Annotated in this window: 17 protein-coding genes and 1 tRNA gene; 7 read left to right on the top strand and 11 right to left on the bottom strand. The window is 59.1% G+C overall.

All coding sequences use genetic code 11. From position 1 onward, the window contains the following. Positions 1-32: 32 nt before the first annotated feature. The gene (locus M9Q49_RS24890; protein WP_254511940.1) at positions 33-3071 is read right to left on the bottom strand and encodes a PVC-type heme-binding CxxCH protein; all 3039 of its coding nucleotides are present in this window, start codon (positions 3069-3071) and stop codon (positions 33-35) included. 287 nt (positions 3072-3358) lie between these two features. Here M9Q49_RS24890 and der point away from each other — a divergent pair, with 287 nt between their 5' ends. Beyond that, complete coding sequence (der, locus tag M9Q49_RS24885; protein ID WP_254511938.1) at positions 3359-4870, top strand: ribosome biogenesis GTPase Der; 1512 nt, start codon at positions 3359-3361, stop codon at positions 4868-4870. A gap of 6 nt (positions 4871-4876) precedes the next feature. After that, positions 4877-5968 (top strand): 4Fe-4S dicluster domain-containing protein, encoded by a 1092-nt coding sequence (locus M9Q49_RS24880; protein WP_254511936.1) that lies wholly within the window; start codon positions 4877-4879, stop codon positions 5966-5968. 13 nt (positions 5969-5981) lie between these two features. On the opposite strand, the gene M9Q49_RS24875 is transcribed toward M9Q49_RS24880, so the two are convergent. Genes M9Q49_RS24875 through M9Q49_RS24865 form a run of 3 tightly spaced genes read right to left on the bottom strand, consistent with a single transcriptional unit; the run spans position 5982 to position 8927 of the window. Further along, positions 5982-7523, bottom strand: coding sequence for a hypothetical protein (locus M9Q49_RS24875; RefSeq protein WP_254511934.1), 1542 nt, complete (start codon positions 7521-7523; stop codon positions 5982-5984). 2 nt (positions 7524-7525) lie between these two features. Next, positions 7526-8335, bottom strand: coding sequence for a hypothetical protein (locus tag M9Q49_RS24870; RefSeq protein ID WP_254511932.1), 810 nt, complete (start codon positions 8333-8335; stop codon positions 7526-7528). Continuing rightward, positions 8310-8927, bottom strand: a complete 618-nt coding sequence (locus tag M9Q49_RS24865; protein WP_254511930.1) for a type IV pilus modification PilV family protein — start codon at positions 8925-8927, stop codon at positions 8310-8312. The genes M9Q49_RS24870 and M9Q49_RS24865 overlap by 26 nt, the downstream gene beginning before the upstream one ends. A gap of 338 nt (positions 8928-9265) precedes the next feature. On the opposite strand from M9Q49_RS24865, the gene M9Q49_RS24860 reads away from it, so the two are divergent. Both M9Q49_RS24860 and M9Q49_RS24855 read left to right on the top strand, forming a co-directional pair. Beyond that, a complete protein-coding gene (locus M9Q49_RS24860) occupies positions 9266-10864 on the top strand; it encodes an ABC transporter substrate-binding protein (RefSeq protein WP_254511929.1) in 1599 nt (532 codons plus the stop codon). Continuing rightward, entirely contained in the window at positions 10861-11877 is a 1017-nt protein-coding gene (locus M9Q49_RS24855) for an ABC transporter permease (RefSeq protein ID WP_254511927.1), read from the top strand. Before M9Q49_RS24860 ends, M9Q49_RS24855 begins: the two co-directional genes overlap by 4 nt. Positions 11878-11883: 6 nt before the next feature. On the opposite strand, the gene lptE is transcribed toward M9Q49_RS24855, so the two are convergent. From lptE to menC, 4 genes are all read right to left on the bottom strand, one after another. Continuing rightward, positions 11884-12405, bottom strand: a complete 522-nt coding sequence (gene lptE / locus M9Q49_RS24850; protein ID WP_254511926.1) for an LPS assembly lipoprotein LptE — start codon at positions 12403-12405, stop codon at positions 11884-11886. Between the two features lie 3 nt (positions 12406-12408). Next, positions 12409-13719 (bottom strand): tetratricopeptide repeat protein, encoded by a 1311-nt coding sequence (locus M9Q49_RS24845; protein ID WP_254511924.1) that lies wholly within the window; start codon positions 13717-13719, stop codon positions 12409-12411. Between the two features lie 43 nt (positions 13720-13762). Further along, the gene (gene recO / locus M9Q49_RS24840; protein ID WP_254511922.1) at positions 13763-14539 is read right to left on the bottom strand and encodes a DNA repair protein RecO; all 777 of its coding nucleotides are present in this window, start codon (positions 14537-14539) and stop codon (positions 13763-13765) included. A gap of 163 nt (positions 14540-14702) precedes the next feature. Next, complete coding sequence (gene menC, locus M9Q49_RS24835; protein ID WP_254511920.1) at positions 14703-15818, bottom strand: o-succinylbenzoate synthase; 1116 nt, start codon at positions 15816-15818, stop codon at positions 14703-14705. A 102-nt stretch (positions 15819-15920) separates the two neighbouring features. On the opposite strand from menC, the gene M9Q49_RS24830 reads away from it, so the two are divergent. Together M9Q49_RS24830 and M9Q49_RS24825 are read left to right on the top strand one after the other, a co-directional pair. Beyond that, positions 15921-16250, top strand: coding sequence for a hypothetical protein (locus tag M9Q49_RS24830; RefSeq protein WP_254511918.1), 330 nt, complete (start codon positions 15921-15923; stop codon positions 16248-16250). 12 nt (positions 16251-16262) lie between these two features. After that, positions 16263-16712: a hypothetical protein gene (locus tag M9Q49_RS24825; protein ID WP_254511917.1), complete on the top strand. Its 450-nt coding sequence runs from the start codon at positions 16263-16265 to the stop codon at positions 16710-16712. A gap of 118 nt (positions 16713-16830) precedes the next feature. Here the strand turns inward: M9Q49_RS24825 and M9Q49_RS24820 are convergent, their stop codons facing one another. Next, positions 16831-19107, bottom strand: a complete 2277-nt coding sequence (locus M9Q49_RS24820) for a DUF1549 domain-containing protein (RefSeq protein WP_254511916.1) — start codon at positions 19105-19107, stop codon at positions 16831-16833. Continuing rightward, the gene (locus M9Q49_RS24815) at positions 19104-19631 is read right to left on the bottom strand and encodes an RNA polymerase sigma factor (RefSeq protein ID WP_254511914.1); all 528 of its coding nucleotides are present in this window, start codon (positions 19629-19631) and stop codon (positions 19104-19106) included. Before M9Q49_RS24815 ends, M9Q49_RS24820 begins: the two co-directional genes overlap by 4 nt. A 404-nt stretch (positions 19632-20035) precedes the next feature. Between M9Q49_RS24815 and M9Q49_RS24810 the strand changes: the two genes are divergently transcribed. Continuing rightward, positions 20036-20101 (top strand) — tRNA-Leu (locus tag M9Q49_RS24810). On the opposite strand, the gene M9Q49_RS24805 is transcribed toward M9Q49_RS24810, so the two are convergent. After that, the coding region (locus M9Q49_RS24805) for a hypothetical protein (protein WP_254511912.1) at positions 20076-20447 on the bottom strand (372 nt) is incomplete at its 5' end. The genes M9Q49_RS24810 and M9Q49_RS24805 overlap by 26 nt on opposite strands.

Genomic DNA, 20447 nt, shown 5'->3' with positions numbered 1-20447 from the left:
ACGTTCCGGCATTTGGCGATTTAAGATCGGAGCTACGGCGTGCCGGGCGAGAGTGGCGTTTTGCCGTCGAGGTAACGCCAGTTCTTTAGATACGACAGTAAGTCGGCCATCGCTTGCGGCGCAATGTTCTTCTCCAGACCATCGGGCATCAGCGACACGCCGGTAGCTTTCAATTGCTCTACCTCATCGCGCGCAATCGTCAGCACTTTTCCGCCGGGTTGCTTCACCGTGAGTGACGTACTCGTCTCCGCGGCGAGCAATCCCGAAACGGCAGTGCCGTCTTTCAGCAGCAGCTGATAGCCGATGAAATTGCTGTCGATCGCCCGATTCGGCTGAATGATATCGCCGAGCAACTGCGCCGCCGTCTTTGTCCGCGTATCGCTGATATCCGGCGCAACATTCACGCCAATCTCGCCGACGCGATGACAGGTGCTGCAGTTCTTTTCAAAAATCATCGCTCCTTGCTTCGAGTCACCTTTCAACTTGAGTGCAGCTTGATAATCTTCGAGCGCCTGCTGTCGATTGGCAGGGTTGAGCGCAGCGAACAATTCCTCGGCAAGCTTATTGATCGCTGCATCTTTGCTTTCGAGCAGTTGCTTGCGTCTCAGCGGATCGATTTCAGCGGCCTGAATGACGCCGGTCTTCACCTGTTCCAGCAACAGCTTCGGACCGCCGGTACGGCGGAAGCTGTTGTCGATGAGGGACCGTTTGATGGGGAGGGAATTCGCTTCATAGCTGCCGAGCAACTCCTGCCATTCGCGGTCCGATTCATTACCGCGCTGGGCCAGAGCGGCGACGAGTGCAGTTTGCAATTCGGCGGGGAACTTGGCAGCGTCCTGCAATTGGGCGCGCAATCTGGCTTGAGTTCCTGGCAGGTAGCCGAGCAGGCGCACTGCCGCCAGGCGATCAATCGAGCGTTTCGTGGCATCGCCAGCAATTTCGAGGCTGACGTTGGCATACAGCTTGGCTTGGTCATTTCCTTGCAGCCGTTGCAATTCGCGCAGCACATCTTCCAATTTTCGATTTCGCTTTTGAAGTCCGGCTGCCAAGGCCTCGACGATGGTGATGATCTTCTCGGCTGGAAAGCGCCCGCTGATTTTGATGACCCGCATGGCATCGCGATCGTCGCTGTTGCTGCCGATCAAGCGGGCGACATCAGTTTGAAAGGAAGAGTGTTCGAAATTCGATTCGGCTGATTTGCGAAAGACCGGGAGCAACTGTTGATGATAGCGGAGCAGTGCCGCGGACTTCAGCCAATTCGAATCCCAATCGCGCGGGATCGTTTTGGGATCGATCTCGTCTTCGAGCGCGTCTCCCTTCTGCGAGAGATTGAACAGCAGCGATTGAAATTTGACGTTCTCGCGGAAGGCGGAATCCAGCTGAACCACATGAGGTTCGATTTTCTTTTGCTCCAGAAGCTCTTCGGCAACGAGCAGCGCCTGGCGTTGCACTTCTCGGTTGGTACTCTCGAAGTAAGTCGCAAAAGATTTGGCGTCGAGTTGGCCGAGTCCGTGCAATAGCCACAATGCATGAACCGCTTCGCGAGTGCCTCCAGACGACGCGGCCACGCATTCGAGCGTTTTCGGATCGGCCCGCTCCAGCAACAGTCGCTGAGCGGTCTCGCGGTGCCAGGCATTTTCATGCGAGAGCAGAGCGACGAGCCCGCTGGTTTCCGCTGCGATCATCGATTTTTTCTCGCGTTCGCGCTTGCGGGCCTGCATTTCTCGGTCCCTGAGAATTTCTGCAGCCGGTGAAGAATCCTCTTTCGGTTGATCGCTAAGTGTGATCCGCCAAATGCGGCCGCGATCATCACCAAGCCGCAGGTCAGGTCGTTTCTTCAATTCATCTGGCACGAAGTCGGGATGTTCGATCACACAGCGATACATATCGACGATGTAGAGATAACCATCGGGGCCCGTTTCGATACTTACGGGCCGAAACCACTCGTCGGTGCTGGCGAGAAACTCCTTATTGTCATAGGCACGGCTACTGTAGAACGTCGGGCTGCCAGATTGCATTTTCTCGCGATGCACAAAGTTTCCCGTGGGATCGCAGGTGAAGACGCTGTTGTCACCAAGCAGATCTTCCCACGGCCGGAATCCGCCACGACGGTGAGCATCGCGCAGCGTATCGCCCCGATAAACATGCACCCCGCAAGCTGCCGTGAACGTTCCAGCATGCAAGTTCGATGTCGTCCACGCGCGGCTAATTGGAAAGACTTTGGATTTCTCCGCCGCTGCGGCAACATCTTGCACAACAGCGGCGATCGGAATCTTTGGCGCGAGTTTTAGATAGCGATCTTCGAGCACGACATGGATGACCGGGTTGCGGTTGGTGCAAGTGAAGCGGTTGCCCCAGTCGTCGAAGCACATGCCGAATTGGCCGTTGCCGGAAATCGACTCGGCTTTGCCTGTGAGTGGGTCGAAGCGGAAGTCGCGGCCTTGCAGATTGATCGGCGGTTCGTTGGGCAAACGCTTGTTAACGACCACGCCGCCGCGCAGACCATTGGCGACGTACACATGGTTGTCGAGCGCGAGTCGCGGATGATTGGCTCGCAGTTGCGAGTTCTGTTCGGCGAAACCGGTGTACCAGGTCTCGTCGACGTCCATCTTGCTGTCGCCGTCGGTGTCTTTCATCCAAGCGATGCGGCCGGCGAGTGTGACGATCACGCCGCCCCGCCACGGCTGCAGGCCGGTGACGAATGACAACTTGTCGGCGAACAGCGTCGCCTTTTCGAACTTGCCATCGGCATCGAGATCTTCGAGCACTTTGATCCGCGACAACGGCGGTTCGCCCGGCGGCGGCCCGAGCGGATAATCGCCCATCTCGGCGACCCACATTCGGCCGCGCTCGTCAAAGCGAATGGCCACTGGATCGACCACCTCAGGCTCGGCGGCAGCGAGTTCGATCTTCAGATCTTTCTCAGCGAGCTGAAAAGCTGCGAGGGCTTCGGTGGGAGAAAGAGGTTTGGAAGCAGGGACAGGGTCGGCGGCAAATGCGGCCGTCGCGAGCACAAGCAGACTCGCTACGACGGCCAACAAATCAAGGCGCAGCATTTTAGGCGTAAGCATTGAGGGTCCGGTCCGTCATCGTTGGCGACGTGAAGCGATTGTCACGCTCAAGATAGAGCGGGCTTTCGGCCCTTGGCAATTCTTTTTGCTGGAATTCCTGAGGCTGCAACAACCGGCTGTCAATTCGCATTAGCAATACGTAATCACCGCAACAGCATTGCCAGCATGCGGAAATTTTCGCCCGGATTTCGGCTGGCGATTCAAGCGCAAGCCATTACGAACGAACTACTCGTCGGCTATCATAGATTCAAATCTCGCCCGCTGCCTCTCCGTTTGGTTCCGTCCCCATGCCCGTTCCTCAGGTTGTGATCGTCGGTCGTCCGAATGTCGGCAAAAGCAGCCTGCTCAACTGGCTCGCTGGCCGCCGCATCTCGATTGTCGACGACCAGGCCGGCGTGACGCGCGACCGGATCGTCTACTTAATGGAAGCCGGTGGGCGGTTCTTCGAACTCGTCGATACCGGCGGTATCGGCATCGAAGATTGCGACAATCTGACGAAGGAAGTGGAAGCCCAGATCGAAGCGGGCATCGAATCGGCCGACGTTGTGCTCTTCGTGGTCGATACGCGGTCGGGATTGCTCCCGCTCGACGAAGAAGTCGCCCGCCGCCTGCGCTACATCGACAAGCCGATCATTCTGGTCGCCAACAAGGCCGACTCCGAGAATCTCGATCCGCAGGCTGATGAGTTTTATAAGCTCGGCCGCGGCAAGATGATCAAGGTCAGCACGCAGCAGAATCGCCATCAGGAAGAACTGCTGCGAATGATTCTCGAACGCCTGCCCGAGCAGACGCACGAGGAAGAAGAAGTCGGCGAACCCGAAATGAAGATGGCCATCGTCGGCCGTCGCAATACGGGCAAGAGCACGTTCGTCAATACGCTGGCCCGCGCCGAGCGCTGCATCGTCAGCGAAGTGCCGGGCACCACGCGCGACAGCGTCGACGTGCGATTTGAGCTCGACGGCAAAACGTTCATGGCCATCGACACGCCCGGCCTCAAACGCAGTCGCAGCGTGAAGACCGATATCGATTTCTACAGCTCGCACCGCGCCCAGCGCAGCATTCGCCGGGCCGACGTCGTGTTGCTGTTTTTCGATTGCTCACAACGGCTGAGCAAAGTCGACAAGCAGCTTTGCAAATACATCGCCGATAACTACAAGCCCTGCATCTTCGTCGTCAACAAATGGGATTTGCTCTACGGGCAGATGCCGACGGAAAAGTGGGTCGATTATCTCCGCGATACCTTCAGCACCATGTGGCACGTGCCGATCGCGTTCATCACCGGCCAAACCGGTAAGAATGTGAAAGCCCTGCTCAATCACGCGCAAATGCTCTTCAAGCAATCGCTGCAACGCGTGACCACGGCCAAGCTGAACAGCCTGTTGCGTGAAGCCCTCGAAAAACATCCGGCGCCGATGCAAGGCATCGTGCGTCCGAAGATTTATTTCGGCACACAGGTGAGCACGCAGCCCCCGACGATCGTGCTGATGTGCAACGAACCGGGTGCGTTCACGCCTTCGTATCGCCGGTACTTGCTCGGTTACCTGCGCGACCATTTGGATTTCGGCGAAGTGCCGATCAAGCTTTATCTGCAACGGCGCGAACAAAAGCTCCGCGGCCGGCCCGATAACGAACCCGATGTACTGGCCCGACAAGACGCTCGTCAGGATTCGCTGCAGCCGCTAGTCGTCGATGATGAAGACGGCGGCCATGTGCTCGACGACGACGGTCACGTCTTCGGCGAAGAAGATTACCAGGCCGTCGACACCGATTCGAGCGACGTCAATCTGCACGAAGAGTAGCGCTGCATGGCCAAACGCATTGCTGTCGTCCTGTCACAGGGGCAAAGTGCCAGTCCCGCCAAACGGCAACTCGAAGAAGACATTGCGGCTGCGCTTCTCATGGAGCCGGGCCTCGATCTGGTCATCGTGCCGCATCTCTACGATCTGAAGCCCGATGGCACGGGCACGCTCGCGCTGACCAACATCAAAGGGAACATGATCGTTCTCGCCTGGCTCTACGACCGAGCCACGCGCTGGACGCTCGATCGCATGGGCATCCGCGGCAAGGAAGGCCTGTCGCTGCTGAAGTCGCCGACCGAAGAGGAAGATGAGGACGACGAAGAAGAGTCAGCCGAAACAATTGAAGAAGCTGCCAATGACAAAGCACGAGTAAATGACTCGCGCGATCTGCCGAATCGGAAAATCTACTGCCTGGATCTGCGCGTGCAAAACCAGGCCGCGGCATTTGTCGCGGAAGTCAAACGAATCGCCAACGAAGCCTCGATGCAACTGCTCGGCTTGGGCGGTCTCGGTGGCCTCGGCGGAATGAACAAGGCGCCGCCGCTCGTCGATACTTTCGCCCGCTTCCTGCAACCAACCAATGACACCGCGCTGCCGCTGCACGCCGAAGAAGCTCCGGCGCAGGTTGTGCGCATCGCCGAGACCGGCGATCGCCGATGGTATCCGGTCATCGATTACAGCCGCTGCACCAATTGCATGGAATGCATCGACTTCTGCCTCTTCGGCGTGTATGGCCTCGACAAGGCCGATACGATTCTTGTCGAACAGCCCGACAACTGTCGCAAGGGCTGCCCGGCCTGCAGTCGCGTTTGCCCCGAAAATGCGATCATCTTTCCGCAACACAAAACGCCCTCGATCGCTGGTTCGCCCGAAGTGGCGGGCAGCATGAAGATCGACCTCTCGCGTTTATTCGGCGCACCCGACACCGGCGAATCGGCGGAACAAATCGCTGTTCGCGAACGCGATGAGCAACTGCAACTTGCCGGCCGAACTGCCGTCGGGAGCAGTGTCGGCTTGCCGAAGCGGCAAGCGGGAACAGCTCAGCCGAAAGACGAGCTCGATGATCTGCTCGATAAACTCGACGAGTTGGATATCTAGAGATCTAATCGCGCTACGGCAGCGGCGTGATGCGTACGACATTCCAGCGCAGCCCCGCGTCGCTGGTTCCTTTGACATAGACGCTTTGCGTCCAATCTTGCCAGCGATATTGCGCGCCGTCGGTGTTGGCCTGCAGCTTGAGCAACTGCGGCGTGTAGTTGTAGCCATACCGCCGCCGCATCCATTCGGGGAAGCTCGTCACCGTGCTCGGCTCGGGCGGATTCTGATATTGGTACTGATAGAGAAACTTATCGAGATCCCAGTAGGTGTCGTCGATGTCCCATTCCTGCCGGCCGCGACCGAGGAATTTCGCGGTCAGCAGCTTCCCTTGAAAATCGAGCGTCTGCAGGTAGCTGCCGTAGGCCAGTTCGAATTCATCCCACACAATCGTCAAACCGCGGATCGTGGCATTGCCGCTGTTGATCACGCGCAGATCATCGCCAGCGATGATCGCCGGCATCTGATAGTTCGTCGTGCTCCCATCGAGCAGCGGCAGATTGCGGCCGCTGATCGCCACACCGGTTCCGGAGATCCTCACTTCGGCCGACGATTCACCGGCCAGCAGCACGCCGGTGATCTTCACGTTATTTCCGAGCGTAACCTGTCCTTCGCTCCGATAGACGCCGAGCGGATTCGCTACCGGATCAGCAGCCAGTGTGATGTTGCTCGGCGTCGAACCATAGGTCGTGGTGATCGACGGAATGCTGTAACTCGTGCCGCCCGGATAGAGTTGATACGTCGTCACGGTGCCAGGCCGAGTCAACGGCGCCGATGTGCTCGCCGTTGATGTAGCAATGCTCAGACCGAGACTGTTCGACAGGCTGTTGGTCACGTCCGACGTTTGCGAAGTCGTACCGAGAGTCACGGTGCTATTCAGCGGCCGGTTGTCGACGCCGGTCGAGGTGCGAATCGTGTTGAGGTCTTTCAAATACAAATCGCGCGTCGACGTCGTGCCGGGATAGTTGGTAGCCAGTCGCACACGGCCGAGAAACGTCGTAGGCCCTTCGATCCGCAGCGGAAAATTCAGATGAGCATCGCTGCTGCTCCACTGATAAACGGTCGGCGTGAGATAGTTCGACCAGCCGGTCGGGTTGCTGCTGCGCAGCGCTCGCCGCACGAGTTGCACGACGGCTTGCAGGCGATAGATGGTCTGCATCGATGGCTGCAGCGGATCAGTCGCGGTGCCAGTCGAAGTGATCGTAACGCGAAACGGATACTCGGCGTAGTTCGCATCGGTCGTGGCTAGCGAAGCATCGCCTGTGGTGTAAGCCACCGCGTAACTGGTGTTGGTATCGACGTTCGCCGCCAGCGTGCTGCTCACGCCGGCCCAGCCATCCTCGTGCATCTTGCGCAGCGCGGCGGCCAGGCCCGCTTCGGCAGCGAGACGGGCATCGAGTTGCCGCGAGCTGTTGCGGGCGATAAGCGAAGCAGTGCCTTGCGTGCGGAGCAACGCGTAAGAGAGCGAGAGCGTAATCGCGAGCAAGCCGAGCACCACGACCACGGCCATGCCGCGGCGTTGTTTGCGTTTTGCTCGCAGGAATTTTGCGCGTGACATGTTTAACGGCTTAGCTGATAGGAGTAAGTCGCCGAACCGAAGAACGGCAGGATGTTGCCGCTCGACACGCCATCGTTGGCATCGACCAGGAGTTCGATCTGCAGCGAAACCATCCGGCTGCCATAGCTGCCGCCGTAGCGATCCATGGGCCAATCGAGATCGTCCCAAGCCATCGTTCCCGCGCGGTAACTGGTCCATTGCGCGTCGGTCGGCCCGGCAATCGCCAGAAACCGCACCGCGCCGCGCGTCGCCGCGGCAGCATTCGGCTTGGCGGTGTATAGCCGCGTGGTGATCACTGTCCGCGTCGCCGTGTTGCTCGTCAGCAGTGTGCTGACCAGCGTGTTCCATGCACTTGTAGCTGTAGCAGCAGGCGCAGCAGCTGTATTCGTCGTATCCCGAATCTCGAGCAACTGGCTCGGCGTCGAAGGGTTGTACGTATACAGCAGCAATTCATTGACGCGCGGCAAGCCCGTTGGCGCTGCAGCCGTTGTCAGCGGTTTCCACACGACCACAGCATCGGGAAACGTCGCCCCGCTGACCGTGGTCGAGAAAATCCGGCAGCCAGGAAAGCTCTCATTGGCCGTCGCGAGCGAGATGTTTCGTTCAAGCCGCGCGAGCGTGACCCGCGCATGTTGCGCGGCTTGCGTATAGCCACTGCAATAGGAATTCGCAGTGCGCACCGCCGATGCCACGCCACCTAGCGAAGCCGCAATCATCCCCAGGATCAGCACCGAAGCCAGCAATTCCGGCAGCGACAATCCATGGCGCTGCGAACGGCGGGAGCGCTTAAGTGTGCGGAGGCAAATACGCATAAACGCGTCTCCGCTTGGCAAGAGGTTTCACGCTGCCGGTTGTGGCGACATATTCGATGTTCACTTCCACGGCCCGGTAATAACTGGTGCCCGAAGTCAGCTTTTGCGAATGATCGGTCGCGCTGACAAAGTAAATGTCGACGCGCTGTCGCCAGCGGGTGAATTGCGTGCTGGGAATGCAGAAGTTCGTGTTCCGCGCGCCGCCGCTGTCGTTCCCCGTGCCGAGCGTTTCTCCCCAGATTCCCTTGGCGGGCATGGAGGAGACATTTTTGTAGTCGTCGAGATCATTGAAAAGTTGCCGGCCGCTGGCGGCCGCTTCGGTGGCCGAGGGGCCGCTGATGGTCAGCGGAGTATCGCCCACTGCCATGAACCGCCGCACCGAGATTTCGTCGAGCAGCTGATTGGCCATTCCATCGGCGATCAGTTTATCGACCGCATCGCTGGTGCTGGTCAGGCAGCTCTCGATGGCGAGCAACATCACGCTCCCTGCCATGGTCATGATCGTGAGCGCGACGAGAGCTTCGACGAGCGAGAAGCCGCGCCGGCGCTGGCTGGGCAAAGTGCGAACGAAATGGCTTCGGCTGGCAGGCATTTCCTGGCTCCCGAGCTCATCCTCGCTGCACGAAGGGCGAACTTAAAAAAAGAAAAAGCACGGCGGGGTCCCCTCTAGCTCCCAGCTATCCCCGCCGTGCCCAGAACCAACGCCCCTCCCCGAGGCGCGGTTGCACCAAACACTAGGTCACTTGGGATGCGTGTCAAATCCTGCGGCCTGTTCAACCCATGCCGGTTGCTGCGATCAGGCCCAGCCAGCCCTTTTCACACCTGCTCGCGCCGGTCGTAACGATTGCATCGCCTGTCGGCAGGCCGCGGCCTTGCGTAGAATCGAAACTGCTCCGCCTGCCGGTCACTGCCAATTTTCGCGAGTTCAAAGTGATTTCTTCCCACCCCTCGTCTCTCACCTCCCGCGTCTCACCTCTCGTTTTCATCCTCGCTATCGTCGGTTGCACGCAGCCTCCCCCGCAAACCGACACCCTGATCTACGCTCAAGCCAGCGACCCGCGCACGCTCGATCCGGTCAACACCGACATCGCCGAATCGGTGCACGTCATTACCAATGTCTTCGATACGCTGGTCTCGTACCACGACGAAACGATCGAGCTCGTACCGTCGCTCGCCGAGAAGTGGACCGTGAGCGAAGACGGCAAACTGTGGACGTTCAACCTGCGCGACGGCGTTCTGTTTCATGACGAAACGAAATTCGATTCCGCTGCCGTAAAGCTCACCTTCGATCGGCTGCGTCTGAAGAAACATCCGCTGCTGTTCGACGATGTGCGGCCATACGAATCGGCGTACGCGATGATCGATCGCATCGAAACGCCTGATCCGCTCGTCGTCGAATTTTATTTGAAAGAACCGAGTGCGATCTTTCTCACGAACTTGGCGATGTTTCCGGCCAGCATCGTTTCCCCCGCAGCCCTCGCCAAGCTCGGCAAAAAATTCGCCGACATGCCGATTGGCACCGGGCCGTTCAAGATGGTGCAATGGAACCGCGACCAGCAACTGGTGCTCGAGGGCTTTGACAAACATTGGCGCGGTGCACCGCCGCTGAAAAAGCTGATCATCGTCCCGGTGAAGGACAATACGACGCGCGTGCAACGCCTCAAGCGGGGCGAGGTCCATCTAGTCGACAGCCTCGCGCCGCATGACTTCGATGCCGTCTCGAAAGAACCGCAACTCGTCGCTCAGGAGCTGAGCGGCATGAATGTGTCGTATCTGTCGCTACAGGTCGAAAAATCGCCGCTCAACTCCCGCAAGGTTCGCCAAGCCATTGCCCACGCCATTGATAAAAATGCTCTCATCAAAACCGGCTTCGATGGCCATGCCGCGCCGGCTGTCAGCATGGTGCCGCCGGCGATGTGGGGTCACGATGCGAGCTTGCAAAGCTATCCGTACGATGTTGCTCAAGCGAAGAAGTTAATGATGGAAGCGGCCGTTGAGGAAAAGTTCAAATTGCCGCTGGATCTCAATCTATCGGTGATGAGCCAGGCGCGACCGTACATGCCGCAGCCGACGATCATCGCCGGCTTTTTGAAGGATTCGCTGCGCGAGATCGGCATCAATCTGACCGTGAGCGGGCGCGACGTGACGGAGCATTTCGATCACTTGATGTCGGGCCGCCATCAACTGGGATTGGCCGGTTGGACGAGCGACAACAGCGATCCCGATAACTTCCTGTATCAGCTGCTCGATCCCGACAACATCAATGAAAAGGGAAACAACCTCAGTCGCTTTCGCGATCCAAAGTTTCATGAACTGTTGCTCGCCGGCCAGCGCGAGATGAACCTCGAGAAGCGGCTGCCGTTGTATCTCGAAGCCCAGCAGATCGTCTTTCGCGAAGTGCCGGTGATTCCGCTGGCCCATATGCAATTGCGGGCCGCATTTTCGAAACGGCTGTCGGGCTATCACTTGCATCCCACCGGTCTGGTGCGACTCGGAAAGGTGAAGCTCAACGCGGAGGCCCAGCCGTGATTCGTTACCTCGGCTGGCGAATTGCCCATGCCGCGGTGACGGTCATCGTGGCCGTGTCGCTGGTCTTCATCGCCGTTCGTCTGTTGCCGGGCAATCCGATTCTCGCGCGCTTCGGCCAGCATCCAGACATCGAAAAGATCAACGAGCTGCGCGAACAATACGGCTGGAATGATCCGATCTATCAGCAGCTCGGCCGTTTCTTTTGGCAAGTGGCGACAACCGGCGATCTCGGCAATTCGTTGTCGCGCGTCAATTCGAGCGTGAACGACGAACTGCGCCAGCGCATTCCAGCCACTGTCGAACTCACGGCGGCGGCGTGCTTCATTGCGTTGCCGCTGGGCGTCATCGCGGGAGTGGCCGCGGCGGTCTGGCGAAATCGCTGGCCCGATTGGCTCTGTACGGCTGGCTCGCTGATCGGCGTGAGCATTCCCGTCTTCTTCCTCGGCATCTGTTTGCGCGAGGTGTTCGTCTTCTTACCGACTTCCCAGCGCATCGATCCGCTGCTCTCCATCTCGGGCAACTTTCAGTCGATCACCGGTTTGTATCTGATCGATACATTGCTGCGCGGCCGCCCCGATCTCTGGCTGTCGGCTGCGGCTCATTTGATTCTGCCAGCGCTGGCCCTCTCGACGATTCCCGCCGCGATCGTCGCGAAGATCACCCGCGCAGCCATGCTCGACGTTCTCGCGGCCGATTATCTGCGAACTGCCCGCGCCAAAGGTTGCAGCCTGTGGCGCTGCGTCTGGCGACATGCCTTGCCGAATGCGGCCGTGCCGGTGGTGAACATCGCGGGGCTGCAGGTCGGCTTGCTCCTCTCGGGCGCGGTGCTGACCGAAACGATCTTCGATTGGCCCGGCATGGGAACGTACATCGCGACAGCAGTTCTCGGCGACAAGGACTACGTCGCCGTGCAAGCCGGCGCGATCGTCATCTGCCTGCTATTTGTCTCGCTCAACCTGCTGCTGGACCTGCTCTTCGTCTGGCTCGATCCGCGAATCCGCTTGAGTGAATAAAGCGGCTCACCAGGGCATTTCGAGTTGTCCGACGATTTGATCGGCGAGGCGGAAGAGGGCCTCTTCGTGCGAAGTGACGAGTGACTGGCCACCTTCGGGGACGAAGTTGGTGGCCTGGCTGACGTTGACTAGTAATGGCTGCACTGGCACGTCGGTGTGACTCATGATCAGATCGCCGCGGCGATCGACCCAGCGAACTTGCACGAAGAAATCGGTCTCGACGTCACGGGCTTCATCCAAACCGTTTTCGGCGAGAACCTTTTTATTCTCGCTGATGATTCGCGCGGTCAGCACGCTATCGGCCGAGGCGGCATCGGTCAGTTTGTACGGCGTCTTCAGCTCGATCTGTTTGCAGATGTGTTCGGTCAGCCGTTCGCCGAGATTTCGCCGCAAGCTATCGGATTGCACGATGGGGACGTGCACGGTGCGAATGTCGGGACGATAGAGCGAGCGAGTGCCGAATTGGTACCCCGCGCAGCCGGTGTTGGCTGCGAGCAAAGCGACGGCGATGAGAAGGAAGCGCACCACGAACTAGTTCCCCGTTCCCACGGGTTGCTGAGCCGAAGCGGGCAGGATTTCGTTTCCGCTCGTGCCCTGCGAATTGCGCGGGTGAGTCTTTTCGTACTCGTCGACCGAATCGAGCATGCGCTGGATCTTGTCGCGTTTCGGCAGCAGATCGACCAGCCACGGAGCATATTGCTGTGGCTTGGCCGGTTTGCCGGAGGTTTCACCGATGCGTTCCTGGGCCTTCTGCGCGAGCGGCGTATCTTCGTATTCTTTGATCACGCGTTGATAGTAATGCGTAGCGCCGCCGTATTCTGAGCGGCGGTAAAAATACTCCGCCATGTTGTAGAGCTTTTCGGCTTTCTTGTAGCGGATTTCCGCGGCAGCCCGGTCGAGATAATCCTGCTCGGCGGCGTATTCCTTGGGGAACTGCCGCTTCATTTGCTTGATCAGTTTTTCGGCTTCATCGAGCGCCGTGCCGCCATAGTTCGGTCCGAGATAGCTCAGCAGCTTGGCTTTCATGCCGCTGAAGTGCGCGTTGAACTGATGCTCGCTCGTGGGATAAGCCTTGCGCAAATCGCTGTAGTAGTCGTCGGCCTTTTCGTACTTGCGATTGAGGAAGTGCTCGTTGGCAGCCGCCATCGTGGCGTCATCGGCAAGCCGACCGGTCGGATCGTCGACGCGGATCTTGTCGTACACCCGCAGTGCATTGCCGTGTGTATCGCGCCAAGGACGTTGCTGATCGAACATGTTCACCCCGTACCAGCTTTCGGGGTTCTTACGCTGAGTTTCGAGCCAGTAGCGTGCGATGGCAAACCGACGCTGGTCGATAGTGTCGAGATAACGGCTGTTGGGAAAGGCTTTGATCAGACGTTCGTAGTTGGCATTCGCGGTGGGATAGTAGTCTGCGAAGAAATAGCTCTCGCCGGCCATGAAGAGCGCGTCTTGTTCGAGCGCCGAGCCAGGCCATTTGTCGGCGGCTTCCACGTAAGCAGCACCGGCCTGGGCAAACAGCGCGGCGCGCTCGTTCTCAGGTTTTTCCGCCGCTTGCTTGTAGAGCGTTTCGGCCTTCAAGAACTCATTTTTGGCAGTCTTGCGATTCGGACCATTGCCGGTGGCTTTGGCAGCTAACCGTTTGACATTATCGAGCTTGAAATCGTCCCAAGTGATCGATTCGAGGGCATCACCAGCGATCGAATCATCGGACTCGTCGAACATGTCCTTCGCGACCACCACCTGATCGGGCTTGGTAGACCGTGGGACGATCGACTGGCAACCCAGCGCAGCAGGCAGCGCGACCAGCAAAAGCGGCCAGGCGAAGTTGCCGATTTTGGACATCCGTGTCCTTGGCATACCGTCCCCAGGTGAGTGCAGAAAACGTTCAGGGGCGGTCTTTTACCTGATCGGCCGCAGTGAGTCCATGCAGAAAAGGTTGCAAGCGCAAGCGATGTCCCGTCAGGTGGTTGATGTAGCTATTCAGCAGCCCGCGCAGTTCGCCTCGCTCGGCTGCTGGCACCACCAATTGCTGCCAGTTTTCCGCTGTAGACGCAAATTGCTTGAGGGTGCGAATCGTTTCGGCCCGCACGCTGACCACCTGCCGTTGGCCGCTGCGACAATTCGCGCAGAGCAACCCACCTGCTAGCAAGCCGAAGGGTACGCGAGGCGTGATTTCCACCTCGCGACTGCAAGCAGCGCATTGATCGAGCGTCGGGGCATGACCGACCTGCGCGAGTGCCAGCATTTCGAGCCAGAGAATGACGGTGGCTGGCGGCACCTCGCCATCGAGCGCTAGCAGGGCCTGATTCGCACCATCGAAAAGCTCGGGATGCGGGTCGTGCGTGTCGGTCAGTTCGGCGAGCAACTCGGCGACATAGTAAGCCGAGTAGAGGCGATTGAGATCGCGTCCCGCTGCGCGAAACCGCCGGTCGAGCTTGGCTTCGGTCAGCAGATCGAGCACATCGGCCGACTTGCGGAGAAACACGATGCGAGCCACCGCCAACAGATCGAGCGCCGATTCGAACGGCCCCTTCGGCCGACGGGCCCCTTTGGCGAGAGCGGTTACCTTGCCGAACTCACGCGTGAACATCGTTACGATCAGGCTGGTCTCGCTAAACTCCACCAGCCGCAGCACGATTCCGGTACTCTTCTCACTCGCCATGCTAAATCTTAGCAGATCAAAGTCGTCGACCGCTCCGCGGTCGATGAACGGAGATTAACTCATCGCGCGCCGCCGAAAGGGCGCGGTAGCGACTTTCGGCACTTCGGCGAATGGAGTTTGAAGCGGTGACGTCCATTCATCGACCGCGGAGCGGTCGACGACTCTAGGCCGATTGCACCGTAACCTTGGCCAGCCGATCCAGATTTGGTTCCGGTAGTTCGCGAGGCGCACGCACTCCCGGTAGGCCTTCTTGCGTGCGGATCAGTTCGAGCGGTGGATCACTCAGGTCGTGATGATAGAAGCGACTGCTGGGAAAAATGTCGGCGGGATACGTGAAGTTCGGCAGCATCGCGAGGGAAACACACAAAGCTGCGCCGGTCGCACTTTCGAGCATGCCGCCAACCCAGCAGGGTATGCCGGCGCGCTGGAACTCATTATGAAGCTGCACGGCGTTGGTCAGTCCGCCGACGCGACCCGGTTTGATGTTTGCATAACGGCAACTGCCGAGCGCGATCGCTTGCTGGGCTTGTCGCACCGTGATGAGGCTCTCATCAAGACAAACCGGTGTGCGAATCGAGCGCTGCAGTTCGGCGTGATCGACCAGGTCGTCGTGCTGCAGCGGTTGTTCGACCATGGCGAGATTCAATTCGTCGATCTCGCGAAACAACGGCAGATCACCTAGTCGATAGCCGCTGTTGCAATCGATATGAATCGGGTGCGTCGGCTGACGCTTGCGCACGGCGTGCAGCATCGGCAAATCCCAACCGGGGCGGAACTTCAATTTGATCCGCGGGAACTTCTGCTCGACCGCGCCATCGACACAATTCAGCAATTCGTCGACCGAATCGAGCACGCCGAAGTCAGCACCAACGGCGACTTCCTCGCGCGGCGTGCAACCGGCGTATTCGCCCAGCAACTGATGAACCGGCTTGTTCTGCATGCGACTCGCCAGGCTCCACCAAGCCGTGTCGAGGACGGCTTTGGCGAACGGGTTCCCTTTGAAATGGCTGAGGCGGCGCTGCAGATCTTCGCCGCTAGTCACATCCTGGTGAAGCAAGGCCGGCGCGAGCCAATCGCGACAGACCGCAAAGATGCCACCGCCCCATTCCGGACTGTAGCACGGCGCCGCCAGCGGCGAACTCTCGCCCCAACCCACGACCGAACCGCTGGTCATGCGGCACAGCACCGTATGGATCGCAGCATCCTCGCCATACGCCGTTCGCCACGGCGAGATTAGCGGCATGGCCACGTGAAACAAATCGAGGCGGTCGATCTTCATGGCAGTGACTCAATGCAGCGACACAGCGACAGGAACCACCGCAGACAATACTATGATGAGCATTCCCCTTACAAGCCGTGCTGCCTATTTCGCCGAGCTTCTATGAACCGCTCCGCCGTTTCGATACTGTTGCTCGCTCTGCTGTTGCCGGCGCTCGGCGTAGCAGGAAGTTTTCTGGCGACGCAAGCCGAGGAGCCAGCAATCACCTGGCGACAGACACACCAGCTCGCCGCTGCCGAAGCACATCAAGCCGCCGCTGCCGATACGAAGTTTGTGTACGCGATCGCCAGCGAAAAAATCGCCAAGTACGATCGCAAAACAGGCGAGCGATTGAGCGTAAGCACCGGCGAAGCCAAGCATCTCAACAGCGGCTTCTTCGTCGACGGTCTGCTGTACTGCGCCCATTCCAACTATCCGCGTTTGCCGGAGTAAAGCGAGATCCGCGTGCTCGATCCCGCCACGATGGAGCTAAAGATCTACAAAGACTTCGGCAACTTCGGCGGCAGTCTCACCTGGTGCGTGAAGCAAGAAGGCAACACCGATTGGTGGTGCAACTTTGCTCACTACGGCGCGACGAACGACAAGACGTTCCTCGTCCGATTCGATCGCGAGTGGAAAGAGCTGGGTCGTTGGACCTATCCTGCCGAGATGCTCCGCCACATCGGCACAATGAGCGTTAGCGGCGGCGTGTGGCAGAAGGGCGATCTGCTTGTGACCGATCACGACCACCGCGTGCTGTATCGGCTACGTCTGCCGCGCGAAGGAAAGGTTCTGGAGTTCGTCCGTCGGGAAGAATCGCCATTCACAGGCCAAGGGATTGCGTTCGATCCCGTGACTGGCGGCTTAGTTGGGATTGATCGGGATAAGAAGAAAATCTTGTTCGGCGAACCGTAGTCGTCGAACGCTCCGCGGTCGATGAATGGAGGCGACACGCGATAGGCCGTGGAGATTGCCGCCAAAACTGCGACGAAGATTCTTGACTGCGTTCATCGACCGCGGAGCGGATCGACGACTAATGATCGAGAATAAACTCGTTGCTGTTGAGCAAGCTCCACCAAATGTCTTCGAGCGCAGCCGCGGGATTGTTGCGGTTTTGGGCCACGATCTGGCGGACGGCGTCGAGCTCGCGTTTGCTGGGCTGACGTGAAAGAGCGGCGAGGAAGAGGTGTTCGACCTTTTCTTCAGGCTTGAGGTTGCTCTGCTGCAGACTCTTCATGAAGCTGCCATCGCTGCTGCTGACGGCGCGACGCATCAGGTCGCCGTTCATCATGATCAGCGATTGACGAACGCTGCCGTTGAAGTTCGTTTCTTCTTCGGAGTCGTCAGTACCCATCGGCCGGTTGAACTGCGCGAGCCAATCGACGCGGGCGGTTTCCAGCTCCTTTTGATTCGGCGCTTTCTTCCGCAGGTCGGCTGCGATCAGCAGCGAGTTGTAAACTTCCTCGGCTTGCAGTTGGCGGGTGTAGTAATGGCTGAACATCGGCACGCTGCCGGCATCGGGAGCATCGGCCAGGTTGTTGCCGGTGATGCGACTCGAACGGCCGAAGGCGTCGCTCAGGACGAGCCACTTCATCACCTTCCGCATGTCGTAGTTGTGTGCGGCGAACTGTTCGGAGACCTTGGCCAACAACTCGGGATGCGAGGGCAGATTCTGCGGGCCGATGTCATCGACGGGCCGCGTAAAACCGTAGCCGAAGTAGTGCGACCACAGACGATTGACGAGGGCTGAACTCATCTGCGGCGAGTTGATCACCAGGCGAGCGAGTTCCTGCCGGCGGTTCACATCCGAGAGCTTGCCGCTCGGCGCGATCTTCGTGCCATCGACAAACATCGGGCCGGTGGCACCGACCGTGCCGTTCGGCCGTTCGAAATAGACTTCGCCGGTCGTCGTGATTGTCTTGCGATTGACGAAGTCCTCGTCGCTCAAGCGCGTCACACCAGCCACTTGCTGCACGCGGGCCTGGCGGAAGAACGAATTCATCGCCCAATAATTCTGCTGGCTCCAGTCATTCGTCGGATGTTGATGGCATTGGGCGCATTGCAGCTGCTGACCGAGGAAAATCCGCGACGTGCGAGCCGTGGCCAGCGTGCCATCCTTGCCCAGCGATGCCACCAGAAAGTTCACCGCGCCGTTGTAATCAGGTGTGCCCGGCTGAGCCGAACCTTCTGCCGTCAGCAGGTCGTACACCAGTTCGTAGTACGGCTTCTTCGTGGCGAGCGATTGCCGCAGGAACTGCTCGAGACCATCACGGCTGGCGAGCGCTTCGGCATCGCCGCCGAGCGTGCGACCGACGAGCAGATTTGACCACACACCGGCCCAGTGACCGGCGAATTGTTCGACATAGCCGTCGCTATCCATCAGTTGATTGACCAGCCGTTCGCGCTTGTCGCTTTTGCGATCGACGGCAAACTTGCGAACCTCATCGACCGTGGGAATGCGACCGAGCGTGCGCAAATAGACGCGGCGGCACCATTCTTCGTCGCTGGCCGCGGGTGAAGGCTGGACCTTGTTGTCTTTCCACGACTGAGCGAGCGATGAGTTGATGTAGGAAACAACTTCCGCATCACTGAGGGCTTGGCCGGGTTTCTTTTCGACCAACTGATGCACGTTGACCGCGGGCTTCGGTTGGCGAGATGGGGTCGGCACATTCGGCGAAGTGACTTCGCGCGGCGTGGTATTTTCCGTCGGCATGCCGTCGGAAGGTGGTCCCTTGTCGACGATCTGTGGAGCCGGCTTGATGTTTTGATTCGGCGTCTTTGGCTGCGGCTTGACAGCAACCGAGTTCCCGCCGCTATTCGCGGAGTTGTTGCTGGGGTTGTTAGCCTTGGCAATCTGTTCCTGCTTCGGCTGCTCCGGCTTGGCGGGTTTGACGAGCGCTCGGCCCGCAGGGTTTTGGTTGAGAGCCACAATGGTGACGGTCACGCCGAGGCCAGCAACGCAAGCGGCAGCGGCCCACCACAGCCAACTGTTATCGGGCTTGCGCTTACGCGCGGCAGTGCGACGAACGGTCGAGTAATGACCATTCGCGGCTGTCACTGCAGCGGACTGCGGCAGCGGCGGCTCGACTTCGTGAAGCGCGTGCGGAGCGATTTCCAGCGGCAGGGTCTCGATCGGCGGGCCCGGCAGCGGCGGCAGGATGACATCAATGGCACTCGCCTGTCGGCGCATGGCCCAGGCCTGCATGATGCGCGCAGAGAGATCCTGGGGAGTGCGTCCACCCAGGACTTCATCCAAGCAGCCATCCAGAAGATGGTCGTCGTCGCGGTTGTCTTTTCCTGCAGAACTCATTTGATGTCTATTTTGCTCTCAATGCAGTCGCGCAGCTGTTGCTTGGCGCGTTGCATCAGGTTTTTGGCTCCGTCGGGGGAGATATCGAGGGCAGTGGCAATATCTTGGCGGGAGCTTTGGTCGCGAAACCGCATCTCCAGCGATTGGCGGGCTCGTTCGGTGAGCCCTTTCAAGCAATCTCGTAGCAAATCCAACAACCCTTCGCCGTCGTCCTCGCCGGCCCAGTGGGACCAGGTTCGGTCGAGCTCTTCTACATTTTCGACCGCCGTGACCTTGCCGGCCCGGCGACGATAGGAAATGTAAAAGTTGAAGGCAATCTTTCGCAGGTAGGCACTGGTCGCGGCTGGGTTGATGTCCTGAAAAGGACGTTGCAACGCAGCCAGGAAGGTCTCTTGGGTGAGGTCCTCGGCCTGGGCCGCATCGCAACCCAGGGCCCGCAAATAGCGCCAGATCCCGACCTGATAGGTTTCTATCAGGCGGACGGGATCGAACCCAGTCGCGGTGGATAAGGGTGCGGACTTCATGTTCCAAGACCAACAACGCAGAGCCGAGTGAGAAGTACTCTTTTCGCCAGTCAGGCCCCCGAAAATGGTGGTCGAGGGACGGCGCAAGCCGATTCATGGACTCATTTTACACGCTCACGGTCAAAAGTCGCCTGAATCTGCCGGAGCAGTACCCGCGATTTTTTCCGCACCATCGAACCTGCCAGCTGCTGCAGCGTCTCTTCTACCAGATCGGTTTTTACACGAGTGTGCTCCTGGGTGGGCCAGCAGCCTCCAAAACTGCCTCACGGGGTTCGACTCCTCGCGCTCGTGCTTCCAAGTGTTTTCAAGCAACGACGATACCGGCGCCAGGGGCAATCGCGGTCGGCCAATAAGCCGTCATCGCCGCTTGTTCCTCACTGGGTTTTGAACCGGATCGACGACAAGGTAGCTCAAAGGTAGAGCAGCAGACCAAGAATCTGCCAGTTACGGGTTCGACTCCCGTCCATCAACCGGAAGTTTCCCAACGGAAGCTTTCAACGCCAAAACGCCAAAGGGGGATGTTTCGTTCGTTTGTTCTGCCGCGGACCTGCCGACGAACGCGTGAATTCGTTCATGCGATTCGTCACCCGCGGCCAGCCAGTAGCCACGCTCTGCAGTGCGCAACGGCTGCCTGCTTCGCTCGAGAAACTCGCGCCGACCAATTGCCAGGTCGCGCGCCGCTCTCCCGCCGCGGCAGTCAGCTCGAGCGACACTCCGCGTCAGCCACTGGTGAACGATCAACGTCACATCCACCAGCGGCAATTTTTCCAACAACCAGCCAATTCCATTCGTAGGGTGGGTCGAGCGGTACTCCGC

The sequence above is a fragment of the Anatilimnocola floriformis genome (genome assembly GCF_024256385.1).
Taxonomy (GTDB): Bacteria; Planctomycetota; Planctomycetia; order Pirellulales; family Pirellulaceae; genus Anatilimnocola; species Anatilimnocola floriformis.
Note: the sequence above shows the minus strand (reverse complement) of the source record. Positions and strands in the feature narration are given on the sequence as shown.